This is a genomic window from Bradyrhizobium sp. 27S5 (assembly GCF_037217225.1).
GTDB lineage: Bacteria > Pseudomonadota > Alphaproteobacteria > Rhizobiales > Xanthobacteraceae > Bradyrhizobium > Bradyrhizobium septentrionale.
Map to the genome: position 1 here is coordinate 1,597,770 of NZ_CP147714.1, position 15,918 is coordinate 1,613,687.

Annotated in this window: 10 protein-coding genes and 4 pseudogenes; 6 read left to right on the forward strand and 8 right to left on the reverse strand. The window is 61.0% G+C overall.

The window, feature by feature from the left end; translation table 11 throughout:
- Positions 1 to 2: 2 nt before the first annotated feature.
- The 3 genes from WDM24_RS07615 to WDM24_RS07625 all read right to left on the reverse strand — a co-directional run bounded on the left by WDM24_RS07615 (position 3) and on the right by WDM24_RS07625 (position 4,703).
- The gene (locus tag WDM24_RS07615) at positions 3 to 632 is read right to left on the reverse strand and encodes an oleate hydratase (protein WP_338696339.1); all 630 of its coding nucleotides are present in this window, start codon (positions 630 to 632) and stop codon (positions 3 to 5) included.
- 255 nt (positions 633 to 887) lie between these two features.
- A complete protein-coding gene (locus tag WDM24_RS07620; RefSeq protein WP_173640836.1) occupies positions 888 to 1,643 on the reverse strand; it encodes a hypothetical protein in 756 nt (251 codons plus the stop codon).
- A 1,656-nt stretch (positions 1,644 to 3,299) separates the two neighbouring features.
- Positions 3,300 to 4,703 (reverse strand): GGDEF domain-containing protein, encoded by a 1,404-nt coding sequence (locus tag WDM24_RS07625; protein ID WP_338696342.1) that lies wholly within the window; start codon positions 4,701 to 4,703, stop codon positions 3,300 to 3,302.
- A gap of 820 nt (positions 4,704 to 5,523) precedes the next feature.
- Here WDM24_RS07625 and WDM24_RS07630 point away from each other — a divergent pair.
- The 5 genes and pseudogenes from WDM24_RS07630 to WDM24_RS44480 all read left to right on the forward strand — a co-directional run.
- Positions 5,524 to 5,736, forward strand: a complete 213-nt coding sequence (locus WDM24_RS07630; protein ID WP_338830740.1) for a hypothetical protein — start codon at positions 5,524 to 5,526, stop codon at positions 5,734 to 5,736.
- A gap of 123 nt (positions 5,737 to 5,859) precedes the next feature.
- Positions 5,860 to 5,982, forward strand: a complete 123-nt coding sequence (locus WDM24_RS07635) for a hypothetical protein (RefSeq protein WP_338696346.1) — start codon at positions 5,860 to 5,862, stop codon at positions 5,980 to 5,982.
- A 32-nt stretch (positions 5,983 to 6,014) separates the two neighbouring features.
- Positions 6,015 to 6,554 (forward strand): ABC transporter substrate-binding protein, encoded by a 540-nt coding sequence (locus WDM24_RS07640; RefSeq protein WP_338830742.1) that lies wholly within the window; start codon positions 6,015 to 6,017, stop codon positions 6,552 to 6,554.
- 682 nt (positions 6,555 to 7,236) lie between these two features.
- Complete coding sequence (locus WDM24_RS44475; RefSeq protein WP_414645700.1) at positions 7,237 to 7,416, forward strand: YegP family protein; 180 nt, start codon at positions 7,237 to 7,239, stop codon at positions 7,414 to 7,416.
- Between the two features lie 406 nt (positions 7,417 to 7,822).
- A pseudogene (locus tag WDM24_RS44480) lies at positions 7,823 to 8,057 on the forward strand (hypothetical protein); the annotation flags it as partial.
- A 99-nt stretch (positions 8,058 to 8,156) separates the two neighbouring features.
- On the opposite strand, the gene WDM24_RS07645 reads toward WDM24_RS44480, so the two are convergent.
- The 3 genes and pseudogenes from WDM24_RS07645 to WDM24_RS07655 all read right to left on the reverse strand — a co-directional run.
- Positions 8,157 to 10,103, reverse strand: a complete 1,947-nt coding sequence (locus WDM24_RS07645; RefSeq protein ID WP_338696350.1) for a glycosyltransferase — start codon at positions 10,101 to 10,103, stop codon at positions 8,157 to 8,159.
- Positions 10,100 to 11,467 carry an HlyD family secretion protein gene (locus tag WDM24_RS07650; protein ID WP_338696352.1) on the reverse strand — a complete coding sequence of 456 codons (1,368 nt, stop codon included), beginning with the start codon at positions 11,465 to 11,467 and terminating at the stop codon, positions 10,100 to 10,102. The genes WDM24_RS07645 and WDM24_RS07650 overlap by 4 nt, the downstream gene beginning before the upstream one ends.
- Positions 11,468 to 11,973: 506 nt before the next feature.
- Positions 11,974 to 12,756: pseudogene (locus tag WDM24_RS07655) on the reverse strand (E3 ubiquitin--protein ligase); the annotation flags it as partial.
- Between the two features lie 611 nt (positions 12,757 to 13,367).
- Here WDM24_RS07655 and WDM24_RS44645 point away from each other — a divergent pair.
- Positions 13,368 to 14,396: pseudogene (locus tag WDM24_RS44645) on the forward strand (IS110 family transposase); the annotation flags it as partial.
- A gap of 328 nt (positions 14,397 to 14,724) precedes the next feature.
- Here WDM24_RS44645 and WDM24_RS07670 read toward each other — a convergent pair.
- Positions 14,725 to 15,309: pseudogene (locus tag WDM24_RS07670) on the reverse strand (IS256 family transposase); the annotation flags it as partial.
- A gap of 12 nt (positions 15,310 to 15,321) precedes the next feature.
- Positions 15,322 to 15,759, reverse strand: a complete 438-nt coding sequence (locus WDM24_RS07675) for a hypothetical protein (RefSeq protein ID WP_338696358.1) — start codon at positions 15,757 to 15,759, stop codon at positions 15,322 to 15,324.
- Positions 15,760 to 15,918: the final 159 nt, after the last annotated feature.

Consider the following 15,918-nt stretch of genomic DNA (forward strand, 5'->3'; position numbering starts at 1 on the left):
GATCAGGTCGAGCCGATCTTTCTCAGTTCGTCCTTCGCCGATTTGGTCTCGTCGGCAATCGAGGGAATGAAGGATAACAAGTCGTAGGTACAGTTGAACTTTTCCTCGAACATGCGCCCGCCGCGCATGACATATCCGTCCTTCGGATCGCCATGTGCGTCGAGGCTTCCGCCGAACTGCTCCATTTGCTCGAACAGGACGACATTCGGGCCGGATAGCCCGCCCTCCTTGACGAGGTAAGCCGCTGCGGCCAGGGCAGGCGATGCCTGTTCCGACCAAATAGGCCTCGCGAGGAGCCGCCTGCTTCGGTGGATTAAGGCGAGAAACGAGAGAAGCAGAGGACATAAAGTTCGCCAGCATCTAGCGGTTGGAATGTCTATGCAATCGGCGCGCCGATGGCGCCGTGCAAAACAATATGATCGCGAAGCACAGCTCCCGGACTGCATCATAATCAACAAGCGCCAGAAGCCCTTCGGGGTGCACAGCCACATGCAGTCGCCGTCGAGCGCCTGACCATAAGCAGCAACGGCGCCGCGATCATCGAATTGGATCAAGCCATACCAGCAGCGGCTGCGCGGCGCGCAAAAGCTGATTGCGGGCTTTGCTTGAAGACGGAATAGGAGCGCCGTCATGTCGGGCTTACAACCATCTCCGTCTTCAACCAGACAAGACAGAAAGCAACCGGACAAGACGGAAATTGAGACGGTGCCAGTTGTCGCTTTTGCCGAAGTCGACCATACGTCAGTACGAAGATGCCCAAGGCGACCTTACAAGGTGCTTGGCCAGCGGCCGGGTTGAGTTCGAGCGCAAGCACGTACCGGTCTTTGCGCATCGCGAAAGTCTTTCGGGATGGCGCCACACTTCTGAACCAGGGTCCGTGCTACCTCCTATCTCATCTGTGAGGCGCTCCATACCCTGAGAGCCCGGGCTGTGAGGCTGGCGTTCGCCAGTTCTCTCCAGGACTTCCGTACTTCCATCCAACGGATTTTTCGAGCGGGCAAGGTATCAAGCAGTTTTCGGGCAATTGGTACAAACCGCACAGCTTCCGAGTTCGGGTCGCGCTTGGCATCTTCGAGAATTTTGAGAGCGGCCGCTTCGGACCGTCTCCAGCCCGACTCGGTGAACCTGCTCTCCGCGAAATACTCAAAACAGGTCCGGAACCTCAAAGCGCGGCCGATGATCGTATGGGCTGGCAATCCCGCCTCGCTCAGCCACCTCCGAAGATGGTCACACCACCCTTTGCTGCTGCATTCGAGAAGACCACCACCTTCCAAGACCAGAAGCGCTGCCATGCCAGCGATCTCGCATCGTACCTCCTCATTCTGGCCTTCGAACCAGTTCCGGACTGCATGCAGTGGCGTCACCGGCCGATTCACAATCGATACCTGTGCCGCGCCGGCGCGATAGAACGGAACCACGTTTTTCAGCGATGGCAGGCGCGGCCACGGCCTCCCTTCTGCGTCCCACAAGACCCAGCGCTCAGCGATCCTCTTTGCCTCGTCGGGCGACCTGCTTCGCCAAAGCTCTTTGAGCGCCTCATTGACGTAATATGAGACGTCAGCTTTCAGACCGCATGTACGTGCTATTGCTGCGAGGCGACCGGCGTCAATGAGCCGCGCCGCGAAGTTGTTCTCCGCGTTCATTTGCCGACGTGCTTGGTTCGCTGCTCAGTTCCGATCATCAACCTTCACAAGGTACCACAATCTCCAACTTGTCATACCCACCTCATTCGGCACGGCGTGGACGTATGCAAAGCCAATGGAAGTGGGCTGGCTGGGCCTTCGCGCTCTTATTGATTTTCGGAGAAGTCACTGACGGCGAAAAGGACAATCCACTTTCAGGCTAAGAAGTGCCACTTGGACTTTGCCAAGAAATCCTGGTCGAGGTCGTTCCGCGAGGGATCGAAGATGCTGGATCGTCGCAAAACACAGCCACCCTCTGCGGTGAGGTAAGCTATTCACGCATCGCCGCACGAAGGGGACGATTCGCCCTCCCGACCTCGTCGGCCCGCGTCCGTCAAAAAACTTGGGCTTCTGAATGCAAAGACCCCGCTGCTGTCCCGCTCAGAACTGAACGCCATGCCGAATTCGGTTGCTACGATACAGCGCCGCCTCAGGAGCGCGTTGGTTGGGCGTATAGCTAGGACGACTCCACATTCATTGAAGCCAAAAGCAGATTGCGGCGAGGTGGACAAACGCGAGGAAGTTCGGCCCGTCGGTCGAATCGCGTAGCGAAGCGGCGGAAGTGTTTTGAGCTTGTTGAGCAGCGCTCGATGCGGTTTCTCAGCTTGTAGATCGTTTCGTCGTGGGGGATCGGGACCTTGCGAGAGCGGCTGAGGAAATCTGCTTGGGAGTTCCTGTCTGCGATGGTTTTGCGCAGATGTCGTTGTAGTCATAGGCCCTGTCGGCTAGCACGGCCTCGGCCTCAAAGCCTTCGAGCAGGGCTTTCGTAGTGAGATTGCCGTGTCGTTGACCGGCCATGAGACGACCGAGGCCGTTGCGGAGCATCTGGATCTTGGTCGTCAAACAACCTCCGGAGCGCCCGAGTTCTTGAGTTTTGGCCCCCTTCTCCGCTCGCGGCCTGCTGGTGGACGCGAACCAGAGTGGTGTCGAGCATCAGGTATTTATTGTCGCGATCCCGGATCAGTTCGGCAAACACTTTCTCCCACACGCCGCTTTGGCCAGCGGGAAACCGCGCAGGCACGCTGTTCCACTTGCCATAGCGCTCCGGCAGGTGCAGGTGCTGCCAGTAGGCGCCGGACCGCGGAACCCACAACCCCGTTCACGAACAGACGGTTGTTGACACTGCTGCGGTCGCGATCACCCACCTTGCCCGCCAGCATCTGCCCGAGGATCGATAGAACGCGCTGTCCAGGCGCAGGATCACGCAATTGATGAATGGGCGATTGCGGCCGACGTCATGATTCTTCTTCGACTCTTCCTCGACCGGCTGCGCGACTCCCGAGAACCGTCCCAGTTAAGCCGCGCTCCACCTAGAAGGTGCCGGCATAGTCGCTTGCCTGGGTTAGTGCGGTATAGGCGATCTCCGGCAACTGGATTTTACCGAGCTTTTTGAGCAACGAAGAATGCGGCGCGCCTGCTCTACCAGCTTCAGCGCGAACTTTCTGACCGAGAAGCCATTGTCCTGCTCCGGACTCATTCCGAAAAACTTTCTCGCTTTCGCGATGGTCGACGAAGAGAAATTGGTAAGTGGAGCTTCGGATCTGACCTGGAGAATGACAGCGAAAATGAGCGCCACGGCGCGGAGCGCCTGAGGCTAAGCGCGCGAATGAATGAAGCTTACGCGGCAATCACACGATTGCGACCTTCATGTTTTGCGCGATAGAGCCGCTGATCGGCGACGTTCAGCAATCCGTCAAGCGTGTCTCCATCGCGCCCGAACTCCGACACCCCAACGCTGATGGTGACGCCGACCGACGGCTGAGCTTCGACGTCGAATGCAGTGCCTTCAATCGTCGATCGAAGGCGTTCGGCTACCGCGTAAGCCGTGTCGAGCGTCGCCCCGGGCAGCAAGACCATGAATTCTTCACCGCCCACGCGTGCGACAGAGTCATAAGGGCGAATTGCCTCCAGACACTTTCGCACAAATGCGCGGAGCACCCCATCGCCGACGCTGTGACCACGTGAGTCATTGATATCCTTGAAATGGTCGAGATCGAGCGACAGCAGAGATAATGGAGCACCGGTTCGTTTGGCCCGCGCGATCTCGGCGCCGATATGGTCGAGGAAGTGTCGCCGATTTCCGGCACCGGTCAGTGGGTCGGTGGCGGCAAGGCGTTCTAACCTTTGATTGCTCACCTGCACTTGCTGTAGCGCCCTTTGAGTGTCGGCCATCGAATCGGCCAGGCGGGCCATCATTTCTTCCTGGCTATAGATGGTCGAGAAGGATTGCGTCGTTCGGAAAGCCTGGACAACGCCATAGCTGAGCAGGAAGAACCCGCCAGCAAAGATCGCGTGGGCGAGCCACCACATATGATTCCACGGTGCCGCCAGAATGAATGCGAGCGACGATAACGCAAACCACGCGACCGAGATGCCGAAAACAAGCATGAGCGGCGAGTGAATCCCTCGCATGAGCATGACCGCGACGTTCAGCGCGCTGAACACCAGTGCACCGCCCTCCATGGACAAGCGTACCGCCGGGTGTCCCGCATAGGGGGAGTAGGCGATCAATGCGACAGCTATATCCACGGTCAGGAACAGGCCGGTCCACATCAGCCATGTGCGCGCATCCGAACGCTTCTCGACCTCGTCTGATGGCTGGTTATAGCTGAGCAGCCCAACGAAGAGAAGAATCGACATCGCGAGACGCGACGCCGGTCCATAGAGCAGAAACAGCCAGATGTTGCGGTGTGCCATCCTGGTGAAGGCGCCGTGCAGTAAATAGATCAATACGAAGCCGAGAAAACCCAGCGTCAACCAACGCAACAGAGGTTCGCCGGAAGACCGGTAGCAGCGACACGTCACATAGGTGACGAACAGCCCTTCGAGGGTGGCGAGGGCAATCGCGAATTCATGGAATGGGTGATTTTCGAATTTTAGCGTGGAATCCTGCTGGAAATACAGGTAGGCAATGAACTGGGCAGGCATCAAGGCGAAGGCGATGAGGAGAAGGCTCATATACGCCTGTGTCACCAGCCGGAGCGCGTTGCTCGGTTCGTGTACCGCAAGATTGGTGCTCATATGCAATACCGTCTCCCATGATGACGTCAGATCGTTTCGTGGACACTTGAGCGTCTCCGAAGGATACTGTCCCAGAGCACCTTCGGTCCTTGTGTACTAGCCAGTTGAAGGAACCAGGATGCGTCGCGGCCGGAGGCCGTTCAACAACTCGGAGCCCGCGATCACCGCTGCGACGGAGGCATGAGCTTGACCTTTCCGTCCTGCGGCACCCCATCGAGCAGGCGGCGGCGCGGATAGGGTCGGCCTTGTCGTCCAGCAGCGGCCAGCTCCCGCCGCCGCCGGGATCAGCAGCGCCGCGGACTGCGTTTATGTTTCGAGCCCACCGCGTTCAGGCCGCCCGCTCCGCTGGGTCAACGTGTCGTGTCTTCAGCAGATTATTCCGGCCCCTCCCGCGAGTTGTCACGGTCTGCGAGGCGCTCGAAAACGTCCATCGAAAGACAAGGAAATCACGATCCCGTTGGAAAGGAGTCTGCGTATTACCGTACTCAATCGTCTGTCTACCGCCCCCCGGTAGTGCCGCCGCCACAATCGGTCCGTTACCGGTTCGGCTCCGAGTCAACACGCGTAATGAGCAAAACCGTAAGCGTCAGCCCGCTTTGATTGGCGAGTTTCTTGTAGGCCATCTGCGATCTCCTTCGTCTGGGATGTCCCCGCACTGCGCGACCGGGGCCGTAGGATACCTAAGCTGGTTGAGTTAGCCGCCTGCCAAACCTTGTAGGTTCCCTAACGCAACCTGTGAGATTGGCTTACGGCAAGGACGAGTTACTCGATCCGTCATGGATCACGCACGAGGATATATCCGCGAGAAGGTAATCGCCGGTTGGCTCTATCGAATGCTTGGGCGGGGCGGGCAAGTGCTTCGGCCGAGCGGATCTACGCGCGCTGGGCGTTCAACATCTACGACTATGACGATAAAGGTACGCTCGAGATCGGGTTCGTGCCGTGCCCGCTGCATTTGCCGGAAGAGAGGCTCATCGCTGGCGACGCGTCGGTCCGTATCCTGATGGACCGCGTCGAAGCCCATCGACCGTGAGGTCGGCATGCCAATTGGTTGGTTCTTCTTGATAATTCATGGTCATCAGGCTAAGCGAGAGGTTGGCCAAGCGATCGCCAAGGGGCTGCGTAATCTTTGACAGTCACTTCGGAGGAAGGCTCCTTGCTGGTCGATGCATGGATCTGGATCTTCCTCGAGGCCTTCTGCGATTCCAGGCCTGAGAGTGGCAAGCGGGAGCTGCGCCGCCGCTCCGCCATTCTTCCGATTTCGCGTCTGCTCTCCTGACGGCTCAATCGAGCGGTGCAAAGGTCGTCGCTTTGCCCGATTCGGGGGCAGACTTCGCCAATGCCCTGAAGCAGGCTGAGGAGTTCGGGCTCACGCAGAAGCAGCAGCTAGCTCCGCTGGGATTGATGATCAATCAGACGCACAGCATCGGCCTGCAGCCGCTGCAGAATGTACGTCTGACCACCACGTTTTACCGGGATAGGACAGACGAGACGCGCGCCTTCGCGAAGCGCTACGAGGCAGCATTCGATGGGCTGATCCCGAACGAGGCGCACGCGAGCACCTACAGTGCAGTTATGCACTATCTCAAGGCGATTGCCGCGGCGCAGACGGACGAAGGCGAGGCGGTGGTGCGACAGATGAAGAACACCCCGGCTAATGATTTCGAGATGAAGAATGTTAGGATCCGCGCCGACGGTCAGGTGATGCGACCGCTCTATGCCGCGCGCATAAAGGCGTCGATCGAGTCAAAATATCCTTATGATTACTACGAGATCACGCGGACCATTCCGGCCGAAGATGCTTGGCGCCCGGCCGCGGACAGCGCCTGCAATCTCCTGAAGACGCAGTAAGTCGGGCGGGCGGGCCAGCCCGATCTGTCTCGATCGGGCTACAGACAGTCAATCCGCCAACAACAATAGTTCTGCCCGACAACAGGGCGCTGGATAGACAACTTGTTCATCGAACGCCTGTGGCGCGCTAAAATATGAGGACATCTCAAGGGTTATTCGGATGGCCATGAGGCTGTAGATATGACGCTTCTCGCAAGCGAGACGCTTGGACAACGCTGCGCGTTGCCCACATCCCCAGGGCCACAACAGCAGCAAGCAAGAGTAGCGTAAGGCTATTGAGAAGAACGAACGGCAGCGGCTCCACTTAAGAAACCGGACCCAGCGGTCCTCAGTGTAGGGTCCATTTCAGTTATCCGAGCTAACCGGGCGAGCGGCGTAAGCGCGGCCGCTGATCCGCTGCAAACTACCATTTCTCATAGGCTTTTCAGGTCACCGAATGTGGTCGAATGGGTATGGCGGAACGCACCATCGCCGGAGACCACCGATGTATTTCCACCTCTATCAGGACGACAAGCGAGAGTGGTGTTGGTCGCTGCACGGCGGGAATCACCATAAGATTGCCAGCTCTGGTGAAGGCTACCATCGCAAGACCTGATGCTGTCCCTGCCCTTGGACTAGTCCAAGGGACGAACGAACGGTAAAGGACTGAAGACTTCGAATTGACCATCGTCGGAGACTTACGATGCATTTCGAATTGTACCGAGACGAGCACCAGGAATGGCGTTGGAAGCTTCACGCGCGGAATGGTCTCTATATCGTCACCTCCGGCGAAAGCTACCACAAAAAGGATGATGCTATTCGCGCCATCAGGCTCGTCCAAGCCACGACTGACGAAACTCCGATCCGTATATCCGCTACCTAGCGTCGGTAGCGTGTCAACCTATCACCTCTCGCTGTTGATAGGGAAATCGACACATGTAACCGTAACTCATCGGCGATCATCAATGCTGCCGATCAAAATCAGGGGAGACGCCTATGCCGATCCATATTAGCTACGCTGAGAAAGAGCTAACCAACGAACGGCGCGCGTTGCAGCCGGCGAACGCCGCGCTAGCTCAAGGAACCCAATACTCGCTGTTGCTCAAGAATCGATCCGCTCAGCCCTGGATATTTTTCGTTTATCAGAGGTTGCCGCGCCTGCACGCGGGATATCTTCTCCTTGGCTTGGTTCTGCTCCCCCTATCAGATCCAAGTCGGCGATCAGATCAGGTTCACGTGGGAAATCGACTAAGTGCGGGGTCAATGTTCAGCGTCGATTCACAATCTAGGTCTCCGGCCTCGACCGCCCCGGCCTGCTCTACCAGCTGACCACCGCGACCTCGAAGCTCAACCTCAACATCGCCTCGGCGCATGTCGCGACCTTCGGCGAGCGCGCCCGCGACGTGTTCTATATCACCGACCTGCTCGGCGCCCAGATCACCGCGCCGACCCGGCAGGCCGCGATCAAGAGCGCTGCTGCATCTGTTGTCGACCGAGGACCAGGCGGCGAAGCCGGCGGCTTGACGCGTCGCCTCTCTCCACTCGTCATTCCCCGATGCGCAATTGCGCATCGGGGAATGACGACGGATGGGACTGCTGCAGGCCCACCTCATTCATACCGCTCTAGCCGAACAGCCGCATCAGCAGGGCCTTGCCGACCGGCGCTGCGCGGACACTGCGGAAGGCGCGGACATATTCGCCGGCATAGAATGCGCGCACGACATTGATCCGCGTCGCAACCGCGTCCTCGAAACGGACGCCGAAGCCATCGCGGGTGCGGCGGACCACGAGCGCGGCCACGTTCTGTCCGTAGACATTGCACTTGATCGAGGCGCCGATTGCGGGAGGGGCGGGATCGATGAAGCGCGCGCCCGAGATCGAAATGTCGACCATCCGGACCAGCCGCGGCTCCGTACCTTCGTGAATCAGGATCGGCTCGTCACGCTCGAAGCGCTCGGCCTTGCGACGCCGCGGCTGCTCGATGCAAATGAAGCACACGATCGCGAGCGCGACGCAATTATAGAGGCTCCAGGCCAGCGCCAGCCCGCCATAGGCGATGCTGTCGCCGCGCAGATGCAGGATGAATGCGTAGGCGATCGCCAGCAGCGTGATGAGCAAGGCGCTGCCATAGAGCCGCAGCAGCGGCCACTCGATGAAGCGGCGATTGCGGTCGCCGCCCTTGGCCGTCACCTTGAACTTGTGGCCTTGCGGCTTGGCGAGGCCGGTCACGACCGCCTTCAAGACCGCGGGGGCTGCGATGTATTGCGACACGTCGGTCATGATCGCGAGCGAGCGACCGCGCGAGATCCAGGCCATGGTGAAGGCGTGCCAGACATAGAACGGCATGAAGTACTTCAGAAGCTCGAACAGATCGGCGTGAACCGCCTTGATGCCGAACAGCAGATAGAGCCACGGCACGACGAGGCCGAAAACCTTGGTGCCATAGACCGCCGCCCAGCTCATGAAGGCGTCGACCAGCGACAGCCGGTCCATGAAGGCGAGCTTCGATTGCCGCGAGAACGGCCCGCTGCGACCCCTGAAGATCTGCATGAAGCCGAGACACCAGCGCCCGCGCTGCGTGATGTATTCCTTCAATCCCTCCGGCGCGAGGCCGATGGTCAGGCGCTCGTTGAGATAGACCGTGCGCAATCCCCTTTCCTTCAGGCGCAGCGTGACGAGATAATCCTCTGTGACTGAATCGGTCGGAAAGCCGCCGATCTGCATCAGGCCGGAAAAGCGCATCAGCGATGAGGTGCCGCAGCAAAATGCCGTGCCCCAGGCGTCCTTGGCCGGCATCAGGATGTCGAAGAAGAAACGCTGTTCGTCGGGCCAGACGTCGGTTGCGGCGAGATTGGTCTGGATCGGATCCGGATTGATGAAGTGCTGCGGCGTCTGCACGACGCCGACGGTGCCGTCCTGCATCAGGCTCATCGCCCGCGTCAGGAAGTCCGGCATCGGGACAAAATCCGCATCGAGGATCGAGACGAACTCCGGCCGGTCCGGCAGCCCGGAAACGTGCTGGAGCGCATGATTGATGTTGCCGGCCTTGGCATGGCGGTTGTCCGGACGGGTCAGATAGTTGCAGCCGAGCTCCTGGGCGAGCCGGCGCAGCCAGAGCCGCCGTCCGTCGTCGAGCACCCAGACGCGATAATTTGGATAGTTCAGCCCAGTGGCGCCGATGATGGTTCGCTCGAGGATCGCCTTCTCTTCATTGTAGGTGCAGATGAAGACGTCGACGCGCGGCGCATCCGTCAATGCCTTGGATTGACGCAGGATGGCATTGACCGCGGGCGAACGGTCGATGGTCCGGCTGAGGAACAGCAACGACAGGCACACCGCGATCATCGAGGCCGCCTCGGCCGCCACGAAGGGATAGCCGACCACCGCGTCGGCGGTGAGCCCCAACGGCGGCAAGGTCTGGGTCACCCGCCAGACGAAGTAGTGCAACAGCAGCAGGAACGATATGCCGGTCATCATGACGCGCCCCAGCGTCTGCTCGCGCCGGAGCATCGGCAGGATCGCAAGACAGGCGCCGAAGGCGACCAGCCCGGGCGCGAATGCCGCCATCATGGCTTTGCCGCGTCCGTGTTGAACACCACCCGCCCGGTGCGGCCGACTGCGCATTCCTTGCCCGTGGTATCGAGCTCCGGCATCGAGACCGTCACCCGGTACGGTTCCTTGTTCAGCGCATCCGGATTGATCGCAAGGTTCGCGGGCGCCCCCGATGCACCGGTGAGGTTGACGATCTCACCCTTGATCGAAGCGCTGCCGTCGTTCGGCTCAAAGCTCGCCTGCTCACCAAGCCTGAGGCGGTTATAGACGCCTTCGGTGACATTGGCGGTGACCACCGCACCGCTGCAATCAAGCAGCTTGAGCAGGGGCTGCCCGGCCCTGACGTCCTCGCCCGGCGACGTCATCATCTCCCAGATGCGCCCGGCGACCGGCGCCTTGATGTCGGCTTCCGCCCGGTTGATGTAGTGCAATTGCTCCGAGGCAATCTCGTGGGTAAGCCAGTCGATCTCCGCATCGGAATGCACCAGATCGGCGCGCAGATCGTTGACACGCTGGCGCATCTCCTCTTCGCGTTGCACGGAACTCGGCCGGTCATTGTAGCTGTCGCCAAGATAGGTGCCGTTCCTTGCCGCGGTGAGTTCGACCTTGGCGGCGTCGAGCCGGCGCTGCGCGCCTATCTCGGTCTGATGGGCGATCGCCTGCTCGCGCGTCAGCCGGGCCATTTCGACCGTCGAGACGCTGCCCGATTTGATCAGCGACGAGGCGCGTTCAACCGCCGCCGTCGCTTCTTCCCGTCGCGCGGCCGCGGCCTCGATCGCGGTCTGGATTTCCGCGATGCGCGCCTCGAGCTGGAGGATGCGGCCGTCGCGGAACTGGGCCGCCTGGCGCGCGAGGTCCTGTTGCGACGTCTCGGCGGCCGCAAGCTTTGCGGCCAGACTCGGGCGCTCATTCTCCATCCGGGACATCTGCCGCCGGAGATCGTCGAGCCGCACCCGATCGCCGCGCGCGTTGACGACATGAAGGATCGTATCGCCTTCGTGGACCACACTGAGCTGCGTGGAGCTCTGCGGCTTCGCACTCACGGTGCCGTCGATCGGCGAGCGCAGGGTCACGATCCTGGCATTGACCACGGCCTCGACGCTCGAGGTCTGCAGCACGGCCTTCAGCGGCAGCCATCCGAAGATCGCGACGAGGGCGAGGCCAATGCCGACCTTGAGCAGGCGTCGAACCCACCGGCCCGAGCCTGCAGGCGCTTGGGGATGGGGGGCGCTATCATTGACAGGCTCGCTGACCGGCTCGTCGTCCGCCGGCTGCAAGCGGTCCTGCAAGTCGCGCTGCAATCCCCGCGCGCCCGCTTCCTCGTCCTTGATGACGGATGTATCGCCTTCGGGAAGCGGCTTCTGCGGCTGTGCCTGATTCATGATGACCGGACCTGAACTGTCAGTGCGCGCGGGGTTCAGAAACCATAATCCTGAACGGCCAATGTGCTTTTGGGGTGCCCCTTAGACATAGGCGCACCGTCCCACCGAACGGGGCCGTTATACGCTGGCCCATTGATGGCCACTGATGCTATCTTAGGTTTCTGAGGCCCAAGCCGAGGGTTGCAAACAACCTATACGTTTGCAACAGTTGGTTTCTACTTAGGGTGCGACGAAACCGCGCGCTCTCGTAAAGCGGTTGCAAGGCTCGACGCTGACGGAAGCCCCTGTGAATCGGCGTGGAATCCGGACGCCGATCGGCGTCCCAAGTGCTTGATTGACTTCGCGCGTGCGGAGTCAATGTTCAGCGTCGATTCACAAACAGGCAGAGCGCTTGTCGTCTCCCTCACACCTGTGAGCGTGCCGCGCTCGATGCCACTTGCAGCGGCCGTTCTCGATTACGTCAAAGCACCCTGGATGGGCACCTGCCGTTCCTGGACGCGCAGTGGTCGTGCGTAGTCCTGCGCGCCGGGCTCATCCGCAAAGTGCTGCCATTCGGCCAGTGCCGAGGGGGCGTCTCCCAGCCAGTGCGCGGCAGCCTCATACAGAGATTGCTGCGCAAGCTGAGGTGGCGCTTCAGCCGCCGCCAGATTAGCGAGGACGTCGTCCGGCAGCGGGTTATCCCCGAACTCGAGGTTCTCCAAATGCGGGTAGCTAAAACTCGATAAAAGACCCTCGGGTAGGCTGGTCAGCCGGTTACCGCTGAGATTGAGCGATTGGAGCGTGCTCGGAAGAGGGGCGGGGAGGTTGGCCAATTGATTGCTGCTGACATCGAGTTCAATGAGCCCCGATGGGAGGGAGTCGGGGAGGTCGGTCAGCTGATTGCCACTAACCGCGAGCGAGGTGAGCCTGCTCGGGAGAGCGTCCGGCAGGCTAGTTAGTCGGTTGTCGCTTGCGTTCAGGATCTCGAGCCGAGCCGGAAGGTTGGCCGGCAGACTGGTCAAGCTGTTATCGGCCACCTCCAGCCGAGAGAGGGTCGCCGGAAGAGCGTCCGGCAAACTGATCAACCGGTTATGGCTAATGAGAAGATGCTGAAGACCGGTTGGGAAGCTAGCGGGCAGGCTGCTTAGCTCGTTGTGCCTGGCGCGCAGTTCAAGCAATCTTGGCGGCAGGGCGGCGGGCAAAGCGGTCAGGGAGAGGGAGGACAAATCCAGCAAGTGCGAGCCCGCGTTGTCCGAAACCCAGTTGTCCAGGATCTGCGCGCGCGCGGAGGCCGGGGTCCGATATCCCGGAGGACCGTCAACGTGGCAGCGTTCTGCCCTTAGCAGGCCCACCTGTCGATCAGCTGACGAGTGTCGCTGCAGAACCCCGGGTCGCTCGGTTGCCAGCGGTGACAGAAGTAAGCCCAGTTTGAGGTTGAACCGGTCAAGATTCGCAAAGACCAGCTTGGCTGTGAATAAGCACCGAAGCGGGACCCCAACTCAGATGAACGCAACGCTCTGATGTCGCACGAGGAAATTCGTTCACGATGAGGTCCGGATCGGCGCCGATCGGCCTCCCGCTGTCTTCCAAAGTCACGAACCAGATCAATAGGTTGGCCTCACGTCGCCCCGGAGCGCATTCTGGGGCTTATTTACAGCCGCGTCCCGCGGGCCCATGATGGAACGATCATGACAAGCCGCTCCAATGAGCGCTGGTGTTCAGACGCGATCGAGTTCACCTGCTGGAATGGCGAGATCGCGCGCGGTTGCCTTTGCTCTGGACCGCCATGACTGCGAGGTCATCGCTGAGTGACCACGACGGCCGGGATTTCCGGCGAGATGATCAGGGGCATGATGATCCACTGTGTCGAGCAGCGGTTCGAGGACATCCAGGCTCCTCGCAAGGTGCGATGGCTGACCAATCGCCATTCTTGGCGCGGGTGATTATCGCCAATCCCTTGCAGGTGAAGGCGATCGCCCAGGCTCACGTCAAGACCGACAAGATCGACGCTGGCACGCTCGCCAGTCTGCAGGCGGCGGGATACCTGCCGGAGATCTGGACTCCTGACGCGGAGACCGAACGCAAGCGCAGACTGGTGGCGCGGCGATACCAAATCGTGCGGCACCGCACGCGGCTCAAGAACGAGGTGCATTCGATCCTGCATGCGCACCTGATCCCAAAGTGCCCGCATGCCGATCTCTTCAACGCTCGCGGCCGAGCGTGGTTGGCTGCTCAACAGCTTCCAGACGATGAGCGAGCAGCCATCGATCGGCACGTCCGTGAGCTTGACCGGCTGGCGGAAGATCTGGCCCTGCTCGACCGCGACATCGCGCAGGATGCCATCGACGATTCCGCGGTCAACAGATTGATGACGATCACCGGTGTGAATCTGGCGGTTGCCGCCGGATCGTCGCAGCGGTCGGCGACATCAGCCGATTCAACAGCCCGCAGAAGCTGGTGAGCTATTTCGGGCTGAACCCGCGGGTGCGGCAGTCCGAGCTGGGAGCGGCCCACCACGGCCGTATCAGCAAGATCGGCCGCAGTCATGCGCGTGCCATGCTGGTTGAGGCGGCCTGGGCAGCGGCCAAGGCGCCCGGTCCACTGCATGCGTTTTTCGTCCGCATCCGCGCCCGGCGCGGCCATCAGATCGCCGCGGTCGCCGTGGCTCGCAAGCTCACTGTGCTCTGTTCGCATTTGTTGACGAAGGCGGAAGGTTACCTGTGGGCGCGCCCAGCGCTGGTCGCCAACAAGACCCGCGCGATGCAACTTCAAGCCGGACATCCACAACAGAAAGGGAGCCGTCGCGGAGCAGCCTATGCCTACAACATCAAGGCGCTGCGCGACCGCGAGATGTTGATTGCCGCCCAGGCGGAGCAAAGCTACGAACGATTAGTGTCGCAATGGAAACCGAGGCGACCAAAACCCGGCGCGTGGGCGCCTCAATCCGGCAGGACAAAATAGGCAGTCCGGTGACACTTGCAGCCGACGCGTCACGCTTCGCCACGAGGTCGCCCGCGCCCGACAACCATAATCGCGGCTGACGGGAAGATCTAGCCACGCCAGGAACGCAGCCCCGTTCCACGCCAGCGTGCCGTCGTGCTCGGGCCGGTCAAGGCCAAGCCATGCAGTGGCCGCAAACGCGGCCAGCCTTGACCGGCCCTGCGCGCGGCGGGTGCAAGATCGGTGGCCGGGACGGAAGAATGGCCCGCAGCGCGACCGAACAAAAGAATGGACTTACGGCGATCTCCGTAATCGTCGTCTCGGCCATGAAGAAATGGCTTGTCCATCTCATCCGTCGAGTGGAGCTTGGTCCGGTGTTGCGGCGGGAACGCCATATAAGCGAGCACATCGGTCTCGGCTCTCGTCGAGGAAGCCGGCAAGCTTGGGCAGCTTGGGACGAAGCTGGTCGGCGACCTTCCGCCACTTTGCTTGTGCGGCCTCGGCATCGTCCTGGGCGAACGCCGTGGCAATGAAGGCGGAGACGACGCGCCGCCCGCTCTTGCCGGCGCGCGCCAGCGCGTTGCGCATGAAGTGGACGCGGCACCGTTGCCAGCCGGCGTTGAGCACTTGGCGACGGTGGCCTTGATGCCCTCATGGGCGTCGGAGACGACCAACTTGACGCCACGCAAGCCCCGGCGAGCGAGCTTGCGCAGGAACGCCGTCCAGAACGTCTCGGCCTCGGAAGGGCCAATATCCATGCCGAGAACTTCGCGCCGGCCGTCGCTGTTGACGCCAACAGCGACGATCACTGCGACCGACACGATACGCCCCTGCTGGCGTACCTTCACGTAGGTGGCGTCGATCCACAGATACGGCCAGTCACCCTCGATCGGCCGGGCGAGGAACGCCTTCACCTTGTCGTCGGACGCGCTGGCTCATGATCGCCGTGTGCAAGGCGTCAAGCGCCATATGAGGATTCCGCCCGGCCGAAAGCCGTAGGAGAACCCGAGGAAGTCGGCCTCGTAGACGGCGCTCAGCACCTCGGCTACCGCGCTTTGGACAATCTTGTCCTCTAGCGCCGGCACACCGAGAGGCCGCTTACCGCCGTCGGCTTTGGGGATGTAGACTCGTCGCACCGGCTGTGGCCGATAACGACCAGTGTGGACTCGTGCGCAGAGGTCGCGGAGGTTATCCGTGAGCTCCTCTTCGTACTTCGCCACCGTTACCCCATCGCCCACCGCGCTTGCCTGCCGCTTTTGTCGTCGAAACGCCCGAAGCAGAGCGTCCTCGTCGATGTGGTGCAGCAGGGCCGTGAACCGGGTTTGGGCAGCCTGCTTGGCCGCCGCGTTGACCCGTTCGAGGTTCGGCGGCAAAGCACCCGGCTCTCTGTCCGGACTCTGGCCTTCTCGCGCGGGCTCCCCTCGGCTGGTCCTTCTCCATACGTCTCGTTTCCTTCCACGACTTCACAGGTAGTATGGACAAGTCCGACTCCCGACCTCAGCTCGGACGACGGCTCTGGCAGTGCCTTGCCG